Source organism: Xanthomonas arboricola (assembly GCF_002940665.1).
GTDB classification, from domain to species: Bacteria; Pseudomonadota; Gammaproteobacteria; order Xanthomonadales; family Xanthomonadaceae; genus Xanthomonas; species Xanthomonas arboricola_B.
In genome coordinates this window covers 976476-999126 of record NZ_MIGY01000003.1, presented here as the reverse complement: position 1 = coordinate 999126, position 22651 = coordinate 976476, and the positions used below count along the sequence as shown (strand labels likewise).

At 67.3% G+C, this 22651-nt stretch carries 16 protein-coding genes; all 16 read left to right on the top strand.

The annotated features are described in order from the left end of the window. The first annotated feature begins 62 nt into the window (after positions 1 to 62). The 16 genes from XarjCFBP7645_RS18065 to XarjCFBP7645_RS17985 all read left to right on the top strand — a co-directional run bounded on the left by XarjCFBP7645_RS18065 (position 63) and on the right by XarjCFBP7645_RS17985 (position 22614). Positions 63 to 2714: a TonB-dependent receptor domain-containing protein gene (locus XarjCFBP7645_RS18065; protein ID WP_026063987.1), complete on the top strand. Its 2652-nt coding sequence runs from the start codon at positions 63 to 65 to the stop codon at positions 2712 to 2714. Positions 2715 to 2872: 158 nt separating this feature from the next. After that, complete coding sequence (locus XarjCFBP7645_RS18060) at positions 2873 to 3685, top strand: type II secretion system protein N (RefSeq protein WP_026063988.1); 813 nt, start codon at positions 2873 to 2875, stop codon at positions 3683 to 3685. Next, positions 3682 to 5763: a type II secretion system secretin GspD gene (gene gspD, locus XarjCFBP7645_RS18055; RefSeq protein ID WP_053045400.1), complete on the top strand. Its 2082-nt coding sequence runs from the start codon at positions 3682 to 3684 to the stop codon at positions 5761 to 5763. Before XarjCFBP7645_RS18060 ends, gspD begins: the two co-directional genes overlap by 4 nt. Positions 5764 to 5767: 4 nt before the next feature. After that, positions 5768 to 7255: a type II secretion system ATPase GspE gene (gene gspE, locus XarjCFBP7645_RS18050; protein WP_049805010.1), complete on the top strand. Its 1488-nt coding sequence runs from the start codon at positions 5768 to 5770 to the stop codon at positions 7253 to 7255. Beyond that, the gene (gene gspF / locus XarjCFBP7645_RS18045) at positions 7242 to 8438 is read left to right on the top strand and encodes a type II secretion system inner membrane protein GspF (RefSeq protein ID WP_104538854.1); all 1197 of its coding nucleotides are present in this window, start codon (positions 7242 to 7244) and stop codon (positions 8436 to 8438) included. Before gspE ends, gspF begins: the two co-directional genes overlap by 14 nt. A 28-nt stretch (positions 8439 to 8466) precedes the next feature. Continuing rightward, on the top strand, positions 8467 to 8931 hold the full coding sequence (gene gspG, locus XarjCFBP7645_RS18040; protein WP_104538565.1) for a type II secretion system major pseudopilin GspG: 465 nt from the start codon (positions 8467 to 8469) through the stop codon (positions 8929 to 8931). Positions 8932 to 8958: 27 nt separating this feature from the next. Next, positions 8959 to 9441 carry a GspH/FimT family pseudopilin gene (locus XarjCFBP7645_RS18035; protein WP_104538853.1) on the top strand — a complete coding sequence of 161 codons (483 nt, stop codon included), beginning with the start codon at positions 8959 to 8961 and terminating at the stop codon, positions 9439 to 9441. After that, a complete protein-coding gene (gspI, locus tag XarjCFBP7645_RS18030; RefSeq protein WP_104538564.1) occupies positions 9425 to 9805 on the top strand; it encodes a type II secretion system minor pseudopilin GspI in 381 nt (126 codons plus the stop codon). Before XarjCFBP7645_RS18035 ends, gspI begins: the two co-directional genes overlap by 17 nt. Next, positions 9802 to 10425, top strand: a complete 624-nt coding sequence (gene gspJ / locus XarjCFBP7645_RS18025) for a type II secretion system minor pseudopilin GspJ (RefSeq protein WP_104538563.1) — start codon at positions 9802 to 9804, stop codon at positions 10423 to 10425. The genes gspI and gspJ overlap by 4 nt, the downstream gene beginning before the upstream one ends. Further along, positions 10422 to 11414 (top strand): type II secretion system minor pseudopilin GspK, encoded by a 993-nt coding sequence (gene gspK, locus XarjCFBP7645_RS18020; protein WP_104538562.1) that lies wholly within the window; start codon positions 10422 to 10424, stop codon positions 11412 to 11414. Before gspJ ends, gspK begins: the two co-directional genes overlap by 4 nt. Beyond that, the gene (gene gspL / locus XarjCFBP7645_RS18015; RefSeq protein WP_104538561.1) at positions 11411 to 12499 is read left to right on the top strand and encodes a type II secretion system protein GspL; all 1089 of its coding nucleotides are present in this window, start codon (positions 11411 to 11413) and stop codon (positions 12497 to 12499) included. The genes gspK and gspL overlap by 4 nt, the downstream gene beginning before the upstream one ends. Beyond that, a complete protein-coding gene (gspM, locus tag XarjCFBP7645_RS18010; protein WP_104538560.1) occupies positions 12496 to 12972 on the top strand; it encodes a type II secretion system protein GspM in 477 nt (158 codons plus the stop codon). The genes gspL and gspM overlap by 4 nt, the downstream gene beginning before the upstream one ends. A 32-nt stretch (positions 12973 to 13004) precedes the next feature. Then, the gene (gspN, locus tag XarjCFBP7645_RS18005; RefSeq protein WP_429001478.1) at positions 13005 to 13688 is read left to right on the top strand and encodes a type II secretion system protein N; all 684 of its coding nucleotides are present in this window, start codon (positions 13005 to 13007) and stop codon (positions 13686 to 13688) included. Positions 13689 to 14413: 725 nt separating this feature from the next. Then, a complete protein-coding gene (locus XarjCFBP7645_RS18000) occupies positions 14414 to 17122 on the top strand; it encodes a TonB-dependent receptor (RefSeq protein ID WP_104538559.1) in 2709 nt (902 codons plus the stop codon). A gap of 165 nt (positions 17123 to 17287) precedes the next feature. Then, positions 17288 to 20182: a beta-galactosidase GalA gene (gene galA, locus XarjCFBP7645_RS17990; RefSeq protein WP_104538557.1), complete on the top strand. Its 2895-nt coding sequence runs from the start codon at positions 17288 to 17290 to the stop codon at positions 20180 to 20182. Beyond that, entirely contained in the window at positions 20179 to 22614 is a 2436-nt protein-coding gene (locus tag XarjCFBP7645_RS17985; protein WP_104538556.1) for an alpha-N-acetylglucosaminidase, read from the top strand. The genes galA and XarjCFBP7645_RS17985 overlap by 4 nt, the downstream gene beginning before the upstream one ends. Positions 22615 to 22651 lie beyond the last annotated feature (37 nt).

Genomic DNA, 22651 nt, shown 5'->3' with positions numbered 1-22651 from the left:
CAGCCCGCGCGGCTGCCTTGTGATGCGTCCAGCTTCATCTTTCAGTTGCCAGGGCTCCCACGATGCGAACCTCCGCTGTCGCCCGTCTCTCGCGGACGGGCCTGTCTCTTTCCATTTCTACCTTGCTGTTTTCCGGCGCTGCGCTGGCGCAGTCGACCACCACCGATGCCGGCTCTGCCAGTGGCAGCAGCACCGCCACCAGTGCGCCCAAGCAACTCGACCAGGTCGTGGTGCGCGGCGAGTACATTCCCGAACCGATGCTGCAGACCTCGGAGGTGGCATCGTTCGTCACCCGTGAGGACATGGAGCGCACCGGCGACAGCAGCGCGGCGGTGGCACTGACGCGTGTCACCGGGCTGAGCCTGTCGCGCGGCAAGTATGTGTATGTGCGCGGCCTGGGCGAGCGTTATTCGTCGGCACTGTTCAACGGCTCGCCGTTACCCAGCCCCGAGCCGATGCAGCGCGTGGTGCCGCTGGATCTGTTCCCAAGCGATGTGCTGGCCAGCGTGACCGTGCAGAAAACCTATTCGGCCGATTATCCGGGCGAATTCGGCGGTGGCGTGATCGATCTGCAGTCGATGGCGGTGCCGGACAAACCCTTCCTGTCGCTGACCGTGGGTGGCGGCGTCAACAGCGTCAGCACCGGCGAAAAAGGCCTGACCTATTACGGCTCCGGCGATGACGAATGGGGCTACGACGACGGCACCCGCAAGCAGCCTGCCGCGTTGCGCGATGCGATCCAGAGCGGCCGGCGCGTGGATCTGGGCAGTTTCTCGCGCGAGGACATCCGCCGTATCGGCCGCAGCTTGAACGACGCCAACCTGTATGTGCTGCAGGAAAAGGACAGCATCGCCCCGGACGTCAATGTCGGCGGCAGTGCCGGTTACAGCATGGACGTGGGCGAGGCCAAGCTGGGCATCATCGCGGTGGCCAGTTACGACAACGAGTGGCGCACGCGCACCGGCAAGCAGCAGGACGGCATCTTTGTCGGCGATACGGTCGAGTTCAATTCCAACTACGACTTCGCCACCACCCGCAACAACGTGCGCACCAACGGCATGCTGGGGCTGGGCTGGGAGTACGGCCGCCACACCATCGGCTGGACCACCTTGTATGTGCACGATGCTTTGAAAGTGGCGCGCAGCCGTGCCGGCCGCGATGAGCTGGCCGGTTTCGATGTGCGTGACGACAACACCGAGTGGTACGAGCGCCAGCTGATCAACAACCAGCTGCGCGGCACGCACGCGTTCGGCGAGTACGACGATCTCAAGATCGAATGGCGCGCAGCGGTGGCCAATGCCAGCCGCGATGTGCCGTACGAAACCGGCATTCGCTACGAGTTGCTCGATGGCTACTGGGCGCATGATGCCTCGCGCGTGCAGAACTACACCCGCTTCAGCAAGGTCGACGACAAGGTGGCCAGCGGCGGGGTGGATGTGACCTGGCGTTTGCCGATCGAGCACGACTTCACCGTCAAGGGCGGTCTGGCCTATCTGGACAACGATCGCAGCGCGTGGAGCCGCGAGTTCCGCTTCCTGGCGCTGGACGGCCCGCTGCCGTTCTACAATCAGTTCCAGCGTGTGGATTACCTGATCTCCGATTACAACCTCAGCAACGATCTGCTGCGCCTGCGCGAGACCACCGGCAGCTTCGGTGCGGCCGCGTACGATGCGACCCTGAAGGTCAAGGCGGCCTATCTGCAGGCCGAGGGCGAGATCGTGCCGACCCTGCGCGCCACCGTCGGTGTGCGCTACGAAGACGCCACCCAGGCGGTGCATCCGTACGACATCTTCACTGGCGTGCGCCAGGACAGCGTGGCACCGCTGGAGAACAGCTACGCGCTGCCATCGGCCACGGTGACCTGGAATTTTGCCGAGAACCAGCAGCTGCGCTTTGGTGCGTCCAAGACCATCGCGCGCCCGCAGTTCCGCGAGATGGCGCCGCAGCAGTATCTGGACCCGGATATCGACCGCCAGTTCTTCGGCAACCCGTTCCTGGTCGATAGCGAGCTGGTCAACCTGGATGCGCGGTACGAGTGGTTCTTCGAGCCGGGCGAGTATTTCACCGTCGGCGCGTTCTACAAGAGCATCGACAAGCCGATCGAAGCCATCGTCAACGATGCGCCCGGCGGCGGCATCGTGCAGAGCTTCATCAATGCGCCCGAGGCCACCTTGTACGGCATCGAACTGGAGGCCAAGAAATATCTGGACCTGCCGATCGCGGCCGACTGGTGGGGCGACAAGCGGGTGTTCGTGTCCGGCAACTACACGCGCACTAAGTCGGAGGTGAGTGCCAGCGATGGCGACACCGTGCAGCCGTTCGGCTTCACCGCACCGGTGCAGGCGACCTTGTTCATCCGCGATGGCTCGGCCTTGCAGGGGCAGTCCGATGACATCGCCAACCTGCAGATCGGTGTGGAAAGCGAGAGCACCCACAGCCAGGCCACCTTGATCGCCAATTATGTCGGTGAGCGGGTGTCCGCGCGTGGTCGACCGGGGCAACCGGATTACATCGACAAACCCGGCACCTCGCTGGATCTGGTGATCAAGAAGGGCCTGGTATGGTCGGGCAATACGCTGTCGTTGAACTTCGCCGCACGCAACCTGCTCAAGACCAAGTACCAGGAATATCAGAGCCTGGGCAGCAATCGGGTAGACCTGTACGAGTACCAGCCCGGCGTGACGTATGACCTGAGTGTGACAGCGCGCTTCTGATCCGACGCCCGCTGCCGGTATCGCAAACGCCCGCCCTGCCTCGCATGGCGGGCGTTTGCATCTGGGTCCGTGTCGCCGTGTGTCGGCTTGTGTCATCACTTTCTTCGAACTGACACATTGCTGCCGCATTCTGTCATCCGACCGCAATCCTGAGACGGATGTCCGCTTTGCAGCGCGCTTTGCCCTCCTTGAAACCCCTGATGTCGGCGCGCGGCCGCAGCGCACTGGCCTGCGTGCTGCTGGCCTTGCTCGCGTTGCAGTGCGCGCGCGTGGTGTGGGTGGTGATCGCCCCGATCGGGCCGTTGGGCACCACCCAGGTCACCACGCCTGCACAGGCGGAATTGCCGGCACTGCGCCGCGATGTGTTCTATCGCAGCGTTGCGGAGGCGAATAGCGACGGCATCGTGTTGCATGGCGTACGCGCGGGCGGCGCGCAAGCGGCTGCGTTCCTGAGCAGCGGCGACGGCAGGCAGGGGGCGTATCGCATGGGCGATGGCGTGGTGCCTGGCGTGACGGTGCAGGCGATCGCGAGCGATCACGTGCTGCTGCGTACCGGTAGCAGCGTGCGACGTCTGGCCTTGGTGGAATCCAGCGCGTCTGCGGCAGCTACATCGCCGGCAACGGCCGCGCCCGCAGCAGCGGGCGGCGCACCTGCGGTGACGTCGAATGTCGGCATTGCGGCTGGCACGGCCACGGCGGCGGCCGTCGACCCGCAACAACTGCTCACCACCGCCGGCCTGCGTGCAAGCGAAGACGGCAGTGGCTTCACCGTGATGCCGCGCGGCGATGGTGCACTGCTGCGCCAGGCCGGCCTGGCGCCGGGCGATGTGCTCACCCAACTCAATGGCCGCACGCTCGATGCCGAACACCTGCGCGAGCTGCAGGACGAACTGCGCGATGGCCAGGCGGCCACGCTGACCTACCGCCGCGACGGCCAGACCCACACCATGACCTTGAAGCGCCCGCAATGACTGCTGCCCGCCCCAGATGGCTGCTTTCGGCCACGTTGTTGCTCGCCCTGCCGGCGGTGCCGATGCTGTCGCTGCATGCCGCCGATGCGCCGGCCGTGCGCCTGCAGGATGTGGACCTGCGCGCCTTCATCCAGGATGTGTCGCGCGCCACCGGCATCACCTTCATCGTGGACACGCGCGTGCAGGGCACGGTCAACGTGGCGCGTGCGCAGGCGATGTCGGAACAGGATCTGCTCGGCATGCTGCTGGCGGTCTTGCGTGCCAACGGCTTGATCGCGGTGTCCAGCGGGCCGTCGACCTACCGCATCATTCCCGACGATACCGCTGCACAGCAGCCGGCCAGCGCCGCCAACGGCAATCTCGGATTCGCCACGCAGGTGTTCACCCTGCAACGCGTGGATGCGCGCAGCGCCGCGGAGATCCTCAAACCGTTGATCGGGCGCGGCGGCGTGATCATGGCGATGCCGCAGGGCAACAGCCTGTTGATTGCCGACTACGCCGATAACCTGCGCCGAGTGCGCGGCCTGGTCGCGCAGATCGACACCGACCGCGCGGCGATCGACACGGTGAGCTTGCGCAATAGCTCCGCGCAGGAACTGGCGCGCACGCTGACCTCGCTGTTCGGGCAGGGGGGAGAGCGCAGCAACGTGCTGTCGGTGTTGCCGGTGGAAAGCAGCAATTCGCTGATCGTGCGCGGCGACCCGGCATTGGTGCAGCGGGTGGTGCGCACCGCGGTGGATCTGGACGGGCGTGCCGAACGCCGCGGCGATGTCAGCGTGGTGCGGCTGCAGCACGCCAGCGCCGAGCAATTGCTGCCGGTGTTGCAGCAGCTGGTCGGGCAGACGCCGGGTAACGAGGCACAGCCCGGGCAGGACACGCGCTCCAACGCGGTGGATGTGGCCGCCGGCGCTACGGGCGCTGCACAGACGCAGGTGATCACACCGGCCGCCGGCAAGCGCCCGGTGATCGTGCGCTACCCCGGCTCCAACGCCTTGATCATCAATGCCGACCCGGAAACCCAGCGTGCCTTGATGGATGTGATCCGTCAGCTGGACGTGCATCGCGAGCAGGTGCTGGTCGAAGCGATCGTGGTGGAGATCTCCGACACCGCCGCCAAGCGTCTGGGTGTGCAGCTGTTGTTGGCCGGGCGCAATGGCACGGTGCCGTTGATTGCCACGCAGTACAGCGGCGCCTCACCGGGCATCGTGCCATTGGCCGCAGCGGCGGCCGGCACGCGCAGCAACAACGGCGACGACGATTCGGTGCTGGAACAGGCGCGCAATGTGGCCGCGCAATCGCTGCTGGGCCTGAGCGGCGGCCTGATCGGGCTGGCCGGGCAAAGCAACGATGCGGTGTTCGGCATGATCATCGATGCGGTCAAGAGCGACACCGGCTCCAACCTGTTGTCGACCCCGTCGATCATGACCCTGGACAACGAGCAGGCGCGCATCCTGGTCGGGCAGGAAGTGCCGATCACCACCGGCGAAGTGCTGGGCGCGGCCAACGACAACCCGTTCCGCACCATCCAGCGCCAGGACGTGGGCGTGGAGCTGGAAGTGCGCCCGCAGATCAATACCGCTGGCGGCATCACCCTGGCGATCAAGCAGGAAGTCTCGGCGATTGCCGGGCCGGTCAGCGCGCAGTCGTCGGAGCTGGTGTTCAACAAGCGCCAGATCGAAACCCGCGTGGTGGTGGAAAACGGCGCCATCGTCGCGCTCGGCGGCCTGCTCGACCAGAACGACCGGCAGACCGTGGAGAAGGTGCCGCTGCTGGGCGATGTGCCCGGCCTGGGCGCGCTGTTCCGGCACAAGTCGCGCAATCGCGACAAGACCAATCTGATGGTATTCATCCGCCCGACCATCATCCGCGACGCGGCCGATGCGCAGCGCATGACCGCGCCGCGCTACACCTATCTGCGCGATCGCCAGTTGGCCGATGGCGACCCGGAAGCCGCGCTCGATGCGCTGGTGCGCGACTACCTGCGTGCGCAGCCGCCGCAGCTGCCGGCCGCGCCATCGTCGGCCGTGCCCGCACCGGCAACAACGCCTGCGCCCGGCGCGCGTCCCGCGCAGCGCTGATGCCATGAACACCGCGCGCGCCAGCATTTCCTACGCGTTTGCCAAGCGCCACGGCGTGGTGCTGCTCGGCAGCGACAGCGCCGCGCAGATCGGCCTGCGCGAGGGTGGCGATGTGCAGGCGCTGATCGAGCTGCGGCGTGCGCTGGGCATGCCGTTGCAGGTGCGCACGCTGGCGCCGTCGGTGTTCGACCGGCATGTGTCGGAGATCTACGCCGATGCCGGCATGGAGCAGGGCGTGCAGGTCGAGGCGCTGGACCTGCACGGCAGCCTGGATTCGTTGATCGACGACATCCCCACCGCCGATCTGCTCGACAGCCAGGACGATGCGCCGATCATTCGCCTGATCAACGGCATCATCGCCGAGGCCGCGCGCCTGGGCGCCTCGGACGTGCATCTGGAGTCCTACGAATCGCGGCTGCGCGTACGCCTGCGCGTGGATGGGGTGATGCGCGAGGCGGCCACCTTGCCCGGACGCATCGCGCCGTTGCTGGTGTCGCGGGTCAAGGTGATGGCGCGGCTGGATATCGCCGAAAAACGCATCCCGCAGGATGGCCGCGTGTCGCTGGTGATGGGCGCCAAGGCGCTGGACGTGCGCGTGTCCACGTTGCCGACGCGCAGCAGCGAGCGGGTGGTGCTGCGCATCCTGGACAAGGAGCAGGGCACCTTGTCGCTGGCCCAGCTGGGCATGCCACCGGCGGTGATGCACACCGTGCAGCGCGCCCTGCAGGTGCCCAACGGCATCGTGCTGGTGACCGGGCCGACCGGCTCGGGCAAGACCACCACGCTGTATGCGGCGCTGAGCCTGCTCAACGATGGCTCGCGCAACATCCTCACGGTGGAGGACCCGGTGGAATACGCCATCGACGGCGTCGGCCAGACCCAGGTCAACGCACGTGTCGGCATGACCTTCGCGGCCGGCTTGCGCGCCATCCTGCGCCAGGATCCGGACGTGGTGATGATCGGCGAGATCCGCGACGCCGAGACCGCGCAGATCGCCGTGCAGGCCAGCCTCACCGGCCACCTGGTGCTGTCCACCGTGCACACCAACGATGCGGTGGGCGCAGTCACGCGGCTGCGCGACATGGGCATCGAGCCATTCCTGCTCGCGTCGAGCCTGCGGCTGATTCTGGCGCAGCGCCTGGTCCGTCGCCTGTGCAGGCAGTGCCGCGCACCGCGCCCGCTGGATGCCAGCACGCGGCAGATGTTGCAGGCGCCCGACGATGCAACCATCTACGCCGCCGTGGGCTGCGCGGCCTGCCACCACAGCGGTTATGCCGGGCGCGTGGGCATCTACGAAGCCATCGCGGTGGACGATGCGATGCGCCGCCTGATCGGCGACAACGCCGACGAGGATGCCCTGGCTGCAGCGGCCTTCGCACGCGCAGCGCGCCTGGGCGATGCCGCGCGCGCGGCGGTGCTGCAAGGCCTCACCACGTTGGAAGAAGCGCTGCGGGTGACCCGCCAGCAGGACGATGCGCATGCCACGGTTTGACTACACCGTGCTCGACCTGCATGGGCACAGCCGCCAGGGCGTGATCAGCGCGGACACGGTACAGGCTGCGCGTGCGCAACTGGAGCAGCGGCAGTGGGTGCCAGTACGCGTGGAGGCGGCGGTGGCGGCCAGCAGCGTGCGTCCGGCGCGTTTCAGTGGCAAGGATCTGGTGCTGTTCACCCGGCAACTCGCCACGCTGGTGGAAACCGCGCCGCTGGAAGAAGCGCTGCGCACCATCGGCACGCAATCCGAACGGCGCGGCGTGCGCCGGGTCACCGGCCAGACGCACGGGCTGGTGGTCGAGGGCTTCCGCCTGTCCGATGCGATGGCGCGCCAGGGCACTGCGTTTCCGCCGCTGTACCGCGCGATGGTGGCCGCGGGCGAGAGTGCCGGTGCGCTGCCGCAGGTGCTGGAGCGCCTGGCCGACCTGCTGGAGCGGCAGGCGCAGGTGCGCAGCAAGCTGCAGTCTGCGTTGGTGTATCCGGCGGCGTTGGCCCTGACCGCCGGTGCGGTGGTCATCGTGCTGATGACCTTCGTGGTGCCCAAGGTGGTGGACCAGTTCGATTCGATGGGCCGCGCGTTGCCATGGCTGACGCGCGCGGTGATCGGCATGTCGCAGTTTCTGCTGCACGCGGGCATTCCGCTGTTGGTGGTGCTGGTCATTGCGGTGATCGCAGCGCTGCGCCTGCTCAAGCGCCCGGAGTTACGCCTGGCGGCCGACCGTGCGGTGCTGCGCGCGCCCTTGCTCGGCCGGTTGATCCGCGACCTGCACGCCGCACGCATGGCCCGCACCCTGGCGATCATGGTCAACAGCGGGCTGCCGCTGATGGAAGGCCTGATGATCGCCGCGCGCACCGTCGACAACCGCGCCTTGCGCCTGGCCACCGACAACATGGTCACGGCAATCCGCGAAGGCGGCAGCCTGGCCGCGGCGATGAAGCGCGCCGGCGTGTTTCCACCGACGTTGCTGTACATGGCCTCCAGCGGCGAAAACAGCGGGCGCCTGGCGCCGATGCTGGAGCGCGCGGCCGATTATCTGGAGCGCGAGTTCGAGTCCTTCACCACCGCGGCGATGAGCCTGCTGGAACCGGCCATCATCGTGCTGCTCGGCGGCGTGGTGGCGGTGATCGTGCTGTCGATCCTGCTGCCCATCCTGCAGTTCAACACCCTCGCGCTTGGTTGAGCGCGGCCGCTTATCCCTGGAGATCGTCATGCAGTCCATCCATTCTCGCGCACGTTCTGGATCGTTCACCGCGCGCGTGCGCCTGCGCGGCTTCACCCTGGTCGAGTTGATGGTGGTCATCGTCATCATCGGCCTGCTGGCCACGGTGGTGATGATCAACGTGATGCCCAGCCAGGACCGCGCCATGGTCGAGAAGGCGCGTGCCGACGTGGCGGTGCTGGAGCAGGCACTGGAAACCTATCGGCTGGACAACCTCAGCTACCCGAGCACCGAACAGGGCCTGCAGGCCTTGCTCAATGCGCCGACCGGGTTGACCCGGCCCGAGCGCTATCGCCAGGGCGGCTATGTCCGCCGCCTGCCGGAAGATCCGTGGGGCCACGCATACCAATACCGTCGACCGGGTCGCAGTGGTGGTTTCGACGTCTACTCGTTCGGTGCCGACGGCGCCGAAGGCGGCGACGCCGACAATGCCGATATCGGCAACTGGCGCTGAGTCGCAGCAGTGCTCGCGCAAACGGCCATCGCAGGGCAATCACGGGTACATGCATCGCGGACGCAGGCGCACGGCTTCACCCTGCTCGAACTGCTCGCCGTCCTGGTGATCACGGCACTCGCCAGCACGCTGGTGGTGCTGACCTTGCCGGATACGCGGCGTGACCTGCACGACCAGGCCGATGCATTGGCCAGTGCCTTGCTGCACGCGCGCGACGAAGCCATCCTGAGCCTGCGCATGGTCGAGGTGACCGTGGATGCGGGGGGTTACAGGTTCCGCCGCCAGGCACAGCAACGCTGGGTGCCGCTGGATGAAAAGCCGTTCGCCGCGATGCGCTGGCCTGCCGGCGTGCAGACGCAGTTGCCGGTGGGCGGGACCCGGTTGAGCGTGCGCTTCGATCCCACCGGTGCGGCCACGCCGCAACGCATCGCGCTGGCCGACGGCCAGCAGCAGCTGCAGGTGGTGGTGGACGCCGCCGGCGTGGTACGGGTCGATGCGCGCCCGCGGTAAGCCCGATGCCTGCGCCGGATTTTCGCTGCTCGAACTGATGGTCGCGCTGGCGATTTTCGGCATGGCCGTGGTTGGCCTGCTGAACCTGTCCGGCGAAAGCACGCGCACTGCGGTGGTGCTGGAAGAGCGCGCCTTGGCTGCGGTGGTTGCGGAGAACCAGGCGATCGACGCAATGCTGGCGCCCACCGCCGCAGCATTGGCGCCGGCGAACGGGCAGGAAAAGCTGGGCGGACGCAGCTGGGACTGGCGGCGCACGGCGATGCCGGCCGGCAGTACCGGCATCGTGCGTATCCAGGTGCAGGTGCGCGCCGCAGCGCAGGCGCAGGAAATCGCCAGCGTGAGTGTCCTGCGGAGCGCCGAATGATCCGCGCACGTCGCAGCGCAGCGGGCACCCGTGGCAGCGCGGGCTTCACCTTGATCGAGCTGCTGGTCGCCCTGGCGGTGTTCGCGCTGGTGGCGGTCGCCGCGGTGGTGGTGATGCGCCAGAGCATCGACCAGCGCGATGCGGTGCGGGCACGCCTGCAGCAGGTTCGCGAGTTCCAGCTTGCGCACGGCCTGCTGCGCGGCGACCTGCAGCAGGCCGCAGTGCGACGCACGCGCAACAGCGAGGGCGGCGCAGCACGCACCGCGTTCGTCGCGAGCCCGCCCGGTGTGCCGGGGCCGCTGTTCGGTTTTGTGCGACGCGGCTGGAGCAATCCGGATCAGGCGCCGCGCGCGTCGCTGCAGTACGTGGAATACCGCGTGGTCGACGGACGCCTGGAGCGCAGTGCGCGTCCCGCGCTCGACGGTGCAATCGCCGGCACGCCGCAGGTGGTGTTGCGTGGCGTGCGCTCGGCAGCGGTCGGGTTCCATTATCGCGCGCAGTGGAGCGATGGCTGGAGCGGCGGGCTCGACGCGCTGCCGGATGCGATCTCGCTGGAGCTGGAGCTGGAGCAATGGGGCCGCGTGCGCCAGTTGTTCCTGCTGCCGGAGGGGCGCGGATGAAGACCTTGAACGCACATGCTGAGCAACGTGGCGTCGCACTGCTGACGGTGTTGTTGCTGGTGGCGGTGATGACGCTATTGATGGTCGCAGTGCTGGACGATCTGCGCTTCGGCCTGCGCCGCAGCGGCAATGGCGAGGCGATGACGCAGGCGCAGTGGTATGCGTTGGGCACCGAAGCCATCGCCCGGCAACGCCTGCAGGCACTGGCCAGGCGCGACCCGATACGCACCACGTTGGAGGGCGGCTGGAACGATCAACCGGTGACCTTCCCGCTGGACGACGGCGCAGTGAGTGTGCGGCTGCGCGACCGCGGCGGCTGCTTCAATCTCAACAGCGTGGTCGCCGGTGCGCCCGAGCAATGGCAGCGCAGCGACGACGGCGCAGAACAGTACCGCGCCTTGCTGGAGGTGCTGGGCATCGCACCGCAACAGGCACAGGCGCTGACCGATGCGCTGGTGGACTGGATCGACAGCGACAGCCAGCCCGGTGCGCAGGGCGCCGAAGACGATCGTTATCTGCAATCGGCAGTGCCGTTGCGCAGCGGGGCGACCCTGCTGGCGGGCGTCAGCGAGCTGCGCGCCATCGCCGGCTATACGCCACAGGTGATCGCGCAGTTGCGGCCGCATGTGTGCGCATTGCCAGAGGCGCGCCTGTCGCCGATCAATATCAATACGCTGCGCCCGGAAGATGCGCCGGTCCTGGTGGCGCTGACCGAAGGCGCTCTGGAGCTGGCAGCCGCGCGCCGCGTCATTGCCGCGCGGCCGGCTGGGGGATGGCGCGATGCCAACACCTTTTTGAGCCAGCCTGCGCTGATCCAGGCCGAACCTTCCAATGCAGTGTTGGAGCAGATCGAACTACGCACCCGCTATTTTTCCCTCTACAGCCAGGTCGACCACGCCGGCGCGCAAGTCGTACTGGACGCCTTGCTGCAGCAGGATCCTGCCGGCCGCGTGCGGCTGGTGGCGCGTCAATGGAGTTCCGACGAATGAGTACCACCTTGCTGTTGCTGCCCGCCGATGCCACGGCACACGCGATTGCCGTGCGTGTGGACACGCATGGCCAGGTACTGTCGCAGCGTGCAGCCAGCGCGCCGTATGAACCGTCCACGCGCACCGTGCTGGTGGTGCCGGGCGTGGAGGTGCATCTGCGCTGGCTGAGCCTGCCCGGCCGCAGCATCGCGCAGTCGGTCGCGGCTGCGCGCCTGCAACTGGCCGAACACCTGGCTGTGGAGACACCGGCGCTGCATGTGGTGATCGCCGATCGCAGCGAGGCCGATGGCACGCGTCTGGTTGCTGCGGTGGACAGCGCAGTACTACAGCAGTGGTTGGCGCGCGCAACGCAGCTGGGCGTCGTCCCCGATGCGGTGGTGCCCGATTGCATGTTGCTGGAGCCGGCCACGGATGCTGCGGCAGTGGTGATGGACTGGGATGGCCGTTGGCTGATCCGCGGCGCAGGCCTGGTCTGCAGCCTGGAGCCGGAGGCCGCGCGCATGCTGCTGGGCGAGCGCGCGCCGGCACAGCCGCCAGCGCACGCCACCGCGCACACCATTGCCTGCCTGGCACAAGGCGCCATGCGCGTGCCGATCAACCTGCTGCAGCACGCGTTCGCTGCAAGGCCGGCCGCTGCGCAGACAATCACTGCGCGCCGTCTTGTGGTGCTGGCCGCGCTGGTGCTGCTGTCGCCGCTGGTGCTGTTGCTGGCGCAGACACTGCGCTACGAAATCGGTGCGCGCATGCTGCAATCGCGCGCTGCCGCGCAGTTGGGCGTGCGCGATGCAGCGGCGGTACCGGCCGCGCTGCAGGAACGCCGGCACACCGGTGTGGCGGCCGATCGCCTGGCCGTGCAGCTCGGTCCCTTGTTCGCGGCGGTCGATGCCATGCCGGCGGCGGAACTGGATCAGCTCGACTATCACGCCACCCAGCCGCTGCGCGGCACCCTGCTGCATGGCGATGGCGCCAGCCTGCAACAGCTGTCCGCACGATTGGCCCAGCAGGGGTGGCAACTGCAGCCCGGCAGCAGCCAGAGCGAAGACAAGCGCCTGCGGACGCCGTTCGTGCTGGAGCCATTGCGATGACTGCACCTGTGCAACGCGGCACGCAGTGGTGGCGGGCGCGTGCGCCGCGCGAGCGGCTGATGCTGGGCGTGATGTGCGCTGCCGTGGCTGCGTTCGTCGCCTGGTATGCGCTCTACACCCCGTTGCGGCACTGGCGTGCCCAGGCGCAGGCGCGCTATGCCGCTGCGGCGCAGCTGGTGCTGGATGCATCTGCGCAGGCATCGGCGACCGGGCGTGCGGCTGCACCTGGCACGACGGCACTGGCCGAGCTCATCGCAAGCAGCGCACGCGAAGCCGGCGTCGGCATCACCTCCCAGCAGCGCAGCGCGGCGGGCGGAGTGGACGTGCAGATCGATGCGGTCAGCGCCACCAGCTTGTTCGGCTGGCTGGAGCGGCTGCGCCAGGCGCATGGCCTGGCGCCGACGCACCTGAGCATCGTGCGCGACCAGGGCCAACTGCGGGTACGCTGCGGGTTTGCGGAGCCTGCACCGTGACGCGCCTGCGTTGGATCCTGGTCTTCCTGGTGATGGTGGCTGTCGCGCTGCTGGCGTGGCTGCCGCTGCGCCTGGTGCTGCCACGCGAGGGGCTGCCGTTCTCGGCGCTGGACGTGGATGGGCCGGTATGGGCCGGCACCTTGCGGCAGGTGCAATGGCAAGGCATCGCCTTCGGCGATGTCACGGTACGGCCGCGTGTCTGGCCGTTGTTGCGTGGACAGCGCCAGGTACATTTGCAGGCCACGCAGCTGCAACTGCTGCTGGTGGATGGCGCGCACTACGGTATCGGCGATGCGCAGGGCCAGCTGCTGTTGCGCCAGCCGGCGGGCATGGCCTTGATCGATCTGGCGGTGGAGCTGCAGCAGGTGGATCTGCTGTTCGATGCCACCGGCTGCGTGCAGGCAGGTGGGCGGGTCGGCCTGCAACTGCTGGCAAGTGGCGCGGGCGAGTTGCCCGGTCTGCCGCCGTTGCGCTTGTCCGGGCAGCCGCGGTGCGTAGACGACAGCGCCGTGCTGAGCCTGCTGCCCGATGCACCGCTGCCTGCCGGCGTGCAGGCCGATGCACAGCTGCAAGTGTGGCGCGATGGGCGTTGGCAGCTGCAGTCACGCATCGATCCCGGGCAGGACGCAGTGTTGGGCGTGGGCCTGCAGTTGCTGGGCTTTGCCGCCACCCCGGAGCGCAGCTTGTTGCGCATCGACCAGGGGCAATTGCGCTAGGACTGCTGTTATGCGCGGCGCGGCGAAAAATCTTTCGTCTGCACCATTAGCGTGCATGCCTGTCGGCTGGTGTCTTCATCGCGGCCGCTGCGGTGGCACACTTCATTGATCTGTTGACAACGTTGTCGGCGTTGCGCCGCTAGCAGTCATTGCAGCAGTCGACGGGCCGCGTTGATAGGGCAGAGATGCTGCCCCGAGCACGCGGGAGCGTGCGGTGATCGACTGTGATGCAGCCCGCAATGCGTGCGCTGCGGTATGCACATTCCGGACCCACCGGAATTGGTCTGGTTGCAAGGGATTGGTCAGCGACTGGTCCTGTGACAACGATGCCCGCTGCGCACCCGAATGATCCTTTGTGCACCGTCGAAGGTCTTGAAAAGCAGGGCTCAGGCGCGTTCGCAGCCGGCCCTCAAACACTTTCGGTAGTGACTGTTGACAGGATCTTTTAAAGACCATAAGAATCAAATCCACTAAATTGGTATTTGCCAGTCAGGGCCGTTGATCAGCAATGGCATGCGATGTCCGTCCTGGGAGGGAGGCGGCATCGGCACCCACGGGGGGCCGTACGGGGTGCTCGCGGACAACAGATCGCAGGCGGTTCCGCACGTCCGGAACTGGTGGCCTGTGCGCGTGTGGGTGGGTTGCCCAGCGTCGTGATCTGTCTTTGCTGATCGATCGGAATGCCAGTCGCGTCGTCGTCCAGCCATTCCACCTCAGGATCTCCCATGTCACCTGTCCCGCGTGCCTCGTTGCGTTGTTGTTCGCCCTCCTCGCTGTCCGTCGCCATCGCGCTGTCGCTGCTTGCCTGCGGTGCCAATGCGCAGGTGCAGCAATCGCCGCCGCCGGCATCGGCGCAGATCTCCCAGCTCGACACCGTCAAGGTCACCAGCTCCTACCAGAAGAGCCTGATCACCGCGATGGACAACAAGCGCGACGATGTGCGCATGACCGATGGCATCTCTGCACAGGACATCGGCAAGTTTCCTGCCGAGAACATCGCCGAGGCGATCCAGCGCATCCCCGGCGTGCAGATCTCCACCATCAACGGGCGCGGCTCCACCATCAGCGTGCGTGGTCTGGGCCCGCAGTATTCGGCCACCACCATCAACGGCCAGGTGATCAAGAGCGCCGACTTCACCGACGGGTTCCGCTACGACATCATCCAGCCGGAAGTGGCCGCCGGGATCGAGGTGATCAAGTCGCCGTCGGCGGACATGGATGCCGGTGGCCTGTCCGGCACGGTCAACATCAATACCACCAAACCGCTGGACTACCAGCAGACCAAGCTGCTGTTCTCGGCCAAGACCCAATATGCGGAGTTCGCCGGTGGCTCGCCCACGCCCAAGGGCGTGCTGACCTATATCGACCAGTTCAAGTTCGGCGGCGGCGATCTGGGCGTGTTCCTCAGTGCCGGCTACCAGAAGCTCAAGGACCGCGCCGATTATCTGTGGATCGACCGCTGGTACACGCAGGACACCGACGCCGGCACCTTGTACATCCCGCGTCGTCCGCGCTATCGCTCGATCGAGCGCGAGACCACGCGCAAGATGTTCAATGGCGGCCTGCAGTGGAAGCCCAACGACCAGCTGGAGATGAACCTCTCTGCGCTGTACTCGCAGGACAAGACCGCCAACGACATGAACCAGCTGGTGTACTCGTTCGAGCGCAGCCCGCTGACGGTGCTGCAGACCAACGGCCTGACCGCCACGCAGGTGTCGGCATCGGACTACTGGCTGGAGAACAATCGCCAGATCGAACAACACGATCTGTCCACGCAGTTGCTCACCTACGACTTCAAATGGAAGGGCGATGCCTGGACGCTCAGTGGCGCGGCCAATTACACCCAGGGCAAGACCGACGAGAACGAACGTGCCGCGATCCTGGGCCGGATCCCCTCGGCGACGCTGCTGGATACCTCCAATCCCGACGCGATCTCGCTGACCACCGATGCCGACGCCACCAATGCCAGCGCCTGGGACAAGCGCAATCTGGTGCGTAGCGAGTATCCCAATGGCTCCATCCAGTCGCTCAGCAACAAGGAGTGGTCGCTGCAGCTGGATGCCGAACGGTATCTGGAGCTGGGTGCGTTAAATGCGGTGCGCTTCGGTGCCAAGTACCGCCGCGAAACCTTCGAGCGCGACGTGCGCCGGCGCGACTTCCTGTATCTGCTCAGGACCGGTGCGGTGTCGGGCTTCGACATGTTCCCGGAGCTGTCGGCCGCCAACAGCACGGTCAGCAACTTCCTCGACGGGCAGCTGGCCTCGCAGGACAGCTGGGTCACCCCGGACATCGCCGCCTACGCACGCTCGCTGGCCGCCGCCGGCATCAGCGTGCCAGTGCTGTTCGCACCGCAGAGCAGCTACAGCATCGAGAACGACATTTCCTCGGCCTATGCGATGGCGCGCATCGATACCGACATCGGCAGCATGCGTCTGCGCGGCAACCTCGGCCTGCGCTACGAAAACACCAAGCGCACCACCGATACCTACCTGACCCAGGCGCAGGCCGCCAGCGACGATGCCAATGTGGTGATCGGCACCGCGCGCGCGCCGTACGAGTATTCCAACTGGTTGCCCAGCCTGAATCTGGTGCTGGACATGCGCGACGACCTGCTGCTGCGCTTTGCCGCCGCCAAGGTACTAGTGCGGCCGATCCTGGACAGCAATACCGCCATCGCCTCGACCATCTCCACCGGCACCAATACCGGCGGCACCACCACCTATGTCGTCACCCAGGGCCAGACCGATCTGAAGGCACTGACCGGCGACCAGGCCGACCTGAGCCTGGAGTGGTACTACGGCAACGGCGGCGCGCTGACCGTGGCCGGCTTCTGGAAGAACATCAAGAACGGCACCTTCAACAGCATCGTCTGCCCGGCCGCCTTCAGCGGCACTGCGCTGTCCAGCAACGCGGCCGGCGACTGCGTGGACAGCGGCGGCGATATCTACGAGATCACCGCCACCACCAACGACCCGAGCAAGGTCAAGATCCGCGGTTACGAACTGGGCTGGACGCAATCGCTGGATGCCTGGTTGCCGATCGACGGCTTCGGGGTGACCACCAACTTCACTCGGGTGATTCCGCAGCGCGATACCGATTTCCAGATCCGCAACCTGTCCGAGCAGACCTGGAACGCCACCGCGTACTGGGAGAGCGCGCATTATTCGGCGCGCGTTTCGCTCAACCATCGCAGCGAGTACGAACAGGACAGCAGCGACAGCTTCTTCGCGCGCGAAGGCCACACCATGAAGGCGCGCACCCAGCTGGATGCGGTGCTCGGCTACCAGGTCAACGACAGGCTGAGCTTCCAGCTCGGTGGCCTGAATCTCACCAATCGCACCGAGGAGGCCTACAAGGACATCGCCAGCCGCTGGCAGATGACCGGCGTCACCGGGCGCAGCTACTACCTGTCGATGCAGTGGGACATGCTGTGATGCCGGGCCAGCGAGCGCTGCGCCGGCAGGCACCGCTGCGTGCGGCAGCCAGCAGTGCCGGCAATGCCGCAGGTGTGATGGACGCGCGCCCTGCAGTGGCCGCGCGCGTGGCTACGCCGCGTGCGTCACGGAGCACGCCTGCGGTGCAGGCTGGCAGGCGCCATCATGCGCAGGCGTGAGTTCCTTGCCGGCAGCGTCTGCGCCTCGTCGCTGCTTGGCGTGCCGGCGCTGCTGCCGGGCGCGGCGAGCGTTGTAGCGACACGTGCGGGCGATGGCGGCAAGCGGGGTCCCGCGCCACCGCCAGCGGGCACCGATGACGCCGGCCAGTGGCTGGACCTGGACGAGGGCTGGCGCTTCCACGCGGGCGATCTACCGTTCCCGCGCCTGCTGGCGCAGGACGAAACCTACGACAATGCCAAGGCCGGCCGCGCCTGGGGTGCGGCGGCGCCGGACTACGACGACTCCGGCTGGCGACAGCTGCAACTGCCGCACGATTTTGTGGTGGAGCAGACGGTGCGTGCCGACGCCAACATCGCGCAGGGCTATCGCCCGCGTGGCATTGCCTGGTACCGGCGCACGCTGCGGCTGGACGAGTCCGCGCGCGGCCAGGCGGTGGAACTGCGTCTGGACGGCATCGCCAGCCATGCCACCGTGTGGGTCAACGGCATGCGGATGGCGCGCAGCTGGAGCGGCTACAACGGGCTGGTCATCGATCTCACGCCGGTCGCGCGCTACGGCAATGCCGTGAACAGCATCGCCATCCGCGTCGATGCCGAGGCGATGGACGGCTGGTGGTACGAAGGCGGCGGCATCTACCGGCACACCTGGCTGGTGCTGCGTGCGCCCTTGCATATCGCCGGCGATGGCCTGGCGGCGGTGCCGCGCGAAGGCCCGGGCGATCTCTGGCAGCTGCCGGTGCAACTGGACCTGGTCAACAGCGGCGAACAGCCTGCCGAGGCGTGGGTGGATGTGGCGCTGCGCGACCCAAACGGTGCTGTCGTGGCGAGTGGCGAGACGCAACTGCGCGTGGCTGCATTCGGTACCGTGCAGGCGGCCATCAGCATGTCGGTGCCGCAACCGCAGCGCTGGAGCGTGGACACGCCGGTGCTGTACCGCGTGCACGCCAGCGTGCGTGGCGCAGACGGCCGCAGCGACCGTGCCGAGTGCGAGATCGGCTTTCGCAGCCTGCGCTTCGATGCCGACCACGGCTTCTTCCTCAATGGTCGCCCGCTCAAGATCAAGGGCGTATGCCTGCATCAGGATCATGCCGGCGTCGGTGTGGCGCTGCCCGATGCCTTGCACGCGTTTCGCCTGCAACGCCTGAAATCGATGGGCTGCAATGCCATCCGCCTGCATCACGCGGTGGCACCGGAACTGCTGCAGGCCTGCGACCGGCTCGGCATGCTGGTGATGGCCGAGAACAGGCTGTTCAATCCCGCACCCGAGTATGTGGCGCTGCTGCAGAACATGGTGCGGCGCCAGCGCAACCATCCCAGCGTGTTCCTGTGGTCGCTGCTCAACGAGGAGCCGCTGCAGGGCACCGCCACCGGTTACGCGATCATGGCGCGCGCCGCCAGCGCCGTGCGCGCGCTCGACGACAGCCGCCCGATCACCGCCGGCATGAACGACGGCATGTTCGCCACCCGTGGCGCGGCCGATGTGGTGGACGTGCTCGGCTTCAACTACCGCCAGTTCAACTACGACCGCGTGCATGCGGCGCGGCCGCGCACGCCGATGCTGTCCAGCGAGGACACCAGCGCGTTCCAGACCCGCGGCGCATGGTTCACCGACCTGGACGCGCACGTGGTGGCCGAAGACGACAGCCTGGCCGCGGACTGGGGCAATACCCACCGCCGTGCCTGGCAGCTGATTGCCGAACGCCCGTTCGTCGCCGGCGGTTTCGTGTGGACCGGCTTCGATTATCGCGGCGAACCCACGCCGTTCGAATGGCCGTCGGTGGGCGCGTTCTTCGGCATCATGGATCAATGCGGATTTGCCAAGGGGGCCTACTGGTTGCGCCGCGCGCTGTGGATCGGCGACGCGCCGGTGCTGCACCTGTTGCCGCACTGGAACTGGCCCGGCCGCGAGGGCCGGCCGATCAAGGTGATGGCGTTCTGCAATGCCGCGCAGGTGGAGCTGTGGCTCAATGGCCGCTCGCTGGGCAAACAGGCGGTGGATCGCGCGCAGATGAATCAGTGGCAGGTGGCCTATGCGCCGGGTGTGCTCGAAGCGATGGCCTGGCGCGACGGCCGCGAGGTGGCGCGTACGCGGGTGGAAACCACCGGCGCAGCGGTTGCGCTGCGGCTCACGCCCGACCGCCCCCAGCTACGCGGCGATGGCCGCGATGCGCAGCCGGTGACATTGGAAGCGGTGGATGCGCAAGGTCGCCACGTGCCCGATTGCAATGCAATGCTGACGCTGCAGATCAGCGGTGGCCGCTTGCTGGGGGTTGGCAATGGCGACCCGAATGCACACGCCGCCGATCAGGGCATGCAAGTGGCCCTGTTCAACGGGCTGGCGCAGGCGATCGTGCAGGCCGAGCGTGGCGCAGGCGTATTACGGCTGCAGGCGCGCAGCGCAGGCGTGCGCGATGCGGTGGTCGAGATCGCGTGCGTGACGGTGCCGCTGCCAGCCACGGTGCCGATCGTGGCGCCGGTGATGGTGGTCGAAAGCTGGCGCCACACCGCCGCCTTCGCGCAGCCGCCGGCGCCGGATCTCTCGCGCCGCCCCAACGACAACAACAGCTGGAGCAATACGTTGCCCGGCACCCTGGAAACCGCGCCCGAACGCGCCGGCTACGTGTTGTACCGTACCCGGTTCACGCCGTGGCAGGGCGTGCAGGCCCACGGCGGCATGCTCGACCTGGGCCGCCTCAGCGGGCCGGCGCAAGTGTTTCTGGATGGCCGTGCAGTGACGCAGGCGGCGGCCGGCACACCGATCAAGTTGGAGCTTGCACCCGCGACCGGCGCGCGCACGCTGGCGGTGATCCTGCAGGTCGCTGCGGATCAACCGTTTGGATTCCACGACGTCGTCACCGTGCAGTATCGGAACTCGCCATGATTACCTCATCGTTTTTCCCGTCGTCGCCCGCGCGGCTGTTCGCCGGCGCAGTGCTGGGCGCCTTGCTCGCCATTCCCCTCACCGTGCTGGCCACACCACCCGCACAGGCGGTGCTGCAACGCCTGATTGGCGCACGCGCCGCCCAGTTCGAGATGCGCGTGGCACCGCGCGGCGACGGCGCGGACTGGTATCGCATCGATGCCGGCGGCGACACGGTGCGCATTGCCGGCTCCTCGCAGGTGGCCTTGGCGCGTGGCGCCTACGCCTATCTTGGCCAGGCCGGTGCGGCCTCGATGAGCTGGGAAGGCGACCGCGTGGCGCTGCCGGCGCAATGGCCGGCCTACAGCAGCGGCCAGGTGCGCACGCCGTTTGCCCATCGCGCCTATCTCAACACCTGCACCTACGGCTACACCACGCCGTTCTGGGACTGGCCGCGCTGGCAGCGCGAGATCGACTGGATGGCGCTGCACGGCATCGACATGCCGCTGGCGATGGAAGGGCAGGAGGCGATCTGGCAGGCGCTGTGGCGTGAGTTCGGCGTGGGCGATGACGCGCTGGCAGAGTATTTCTCCGGCCCCGCCTTCACCCCGTGGCAGCGCATGGGCAATATCGAAGGTTATCGTGCACCGTTGCCGCAGCAATGGATCGACAGCAAGCGCGTGCTGCAGACGCAGATCCTCACCCGCATGCGCGAGCTGGGCATGCAACCGGTGCTGCCGGCGTTTGCCGGCTACGTGCCCAAGGCATTCGCGCAGGCGCATCCCAACGCGCGCATCTACCGCATGCGCGCCTGGGAAGGCTTCCACGAAACCTACTGGCTGGATCCACGCGATCCGTTGTTCGCCCAGGTCGCGCGCCGGTTTCTGGAGCTGTACACGCAGGCCTACGGTGCAGGCGAGTTCTATCTGGCCGACGCCTTCAACGAGATGCTGCCGCCGGTGGCCGACGACGGCAGCGACGTGGCCGCCGCCAAGTACGGCGACAGCATCGCCAACTCCGATGCCGCACGTGCCAAGGCCGTACCGGCGGCGCAACGCGATGCACGCCTGGCCGAGTACGGGCAGGCCTTGTATCGCTCCATCGCGCAGGTCAATCCGCAGGCCACCTGGGTAATGCAGGGCTGGCTGTTCGGTGCCGACCGCGAGTTCTGGCAACCGCAGGCGATCGCTGCGTTTCTCGGTAAGGTGCCCGACGCGCGCTTGATGGTGCTGGACATCGGCAACGACCGCTATCCCGGCACCTGGAAGTCCTCGCAGGCGTTCGACAACAAGCAGTGGATCTATGGCTACGTGCACAACTACGGCGCCAGCAACCCGTTGTACGGCGACTTCGCGTTTTATCGACACGATCTGCAGGCCTTGCTGGCCGATCCGGACAAACGCAATCTGCGCGGCTTTGGCGTGTTTCCGGAAGGGCTGCACAGCAACTCGGTGGTTTACGACTATCTCTACGCGCTGGCCTGGGAGGGCCCGCAACAATCCTGGTCGCAATGGCTCAGCCAATACACCCGCGCGCGCTACGGCCGCAGCGATGCGGCATTGCTGCAGGCCTGGTCGGATCTGGAAGCGGGTATCTACCAGACCCGCTACTGGTCGCCGCGCTGGTGGAACAAGCGCGCCGGCGCGTATCTGCTGTTCAAGCGGCCGACCGCCGACATCGTCGGCTTTGACGACCGCCCCGGCGATCCGCAACGCCTGCGCCGCGCCATCGACGCGTTGCTGCAGCAGGCCCACCACTATGCCGATGCGCCGCTGTACCGCTACGACCTGATCGAAGACGCGCGGCATTACCTGAGCCTGCACGCCGACCGTCAATTGCAGGCGGTGGTGCAGGCCTACGACGCCGGCGACCTCGCGCGCGGCGATGCGCTGTTGGCGCGCACCACGCAACTGGTGCAGGGGCTGGATGCATTGGTCGGCGGCCAGCACGAAACCCTGGCCGACTGGACCGGCCAGGCCGCCGCGGCCGCCGGCAACGATGCCGCACTGCGGCGTGCCTATGTCGGCAATGCACGTGCGCAGGTCAGCATCTGGGGCGGCGACGGCAACCTGGCCGATTACGCATCCAAGGCGTGGCAGGGCATGTACACGGATTTCTATCTGCAGCGCTGGACGCGCTTTCTCGGCGCATACCGCGCCGCACGCAAGGCGGGCACACCGTTCGACGCAGCGACAGTCAACGCGCAGCTTGCCGCGTGGGAGCGCCAATGGGCCGCGCAGGACGAAGTGCCGAAGCGACAGCCACCCCGCGACCCACTGACCTTGCTGCGCAGCTTGCTGGCGCAGGTGGACGCGCCTGATGGCTTGCAAAGCGCCATGCAACGCAATGTTCAAGGCAGTACGCGCGATGCGATGCAAGGCGTTGCCCAAGGCGACGTGCACGGCATGGCGCACGGTGCCATTCGCGGCACCACGCAAGGTACTGCCCAATGAGCAGATCCATATTGCACATCGCGGCCCTCCATGAGCG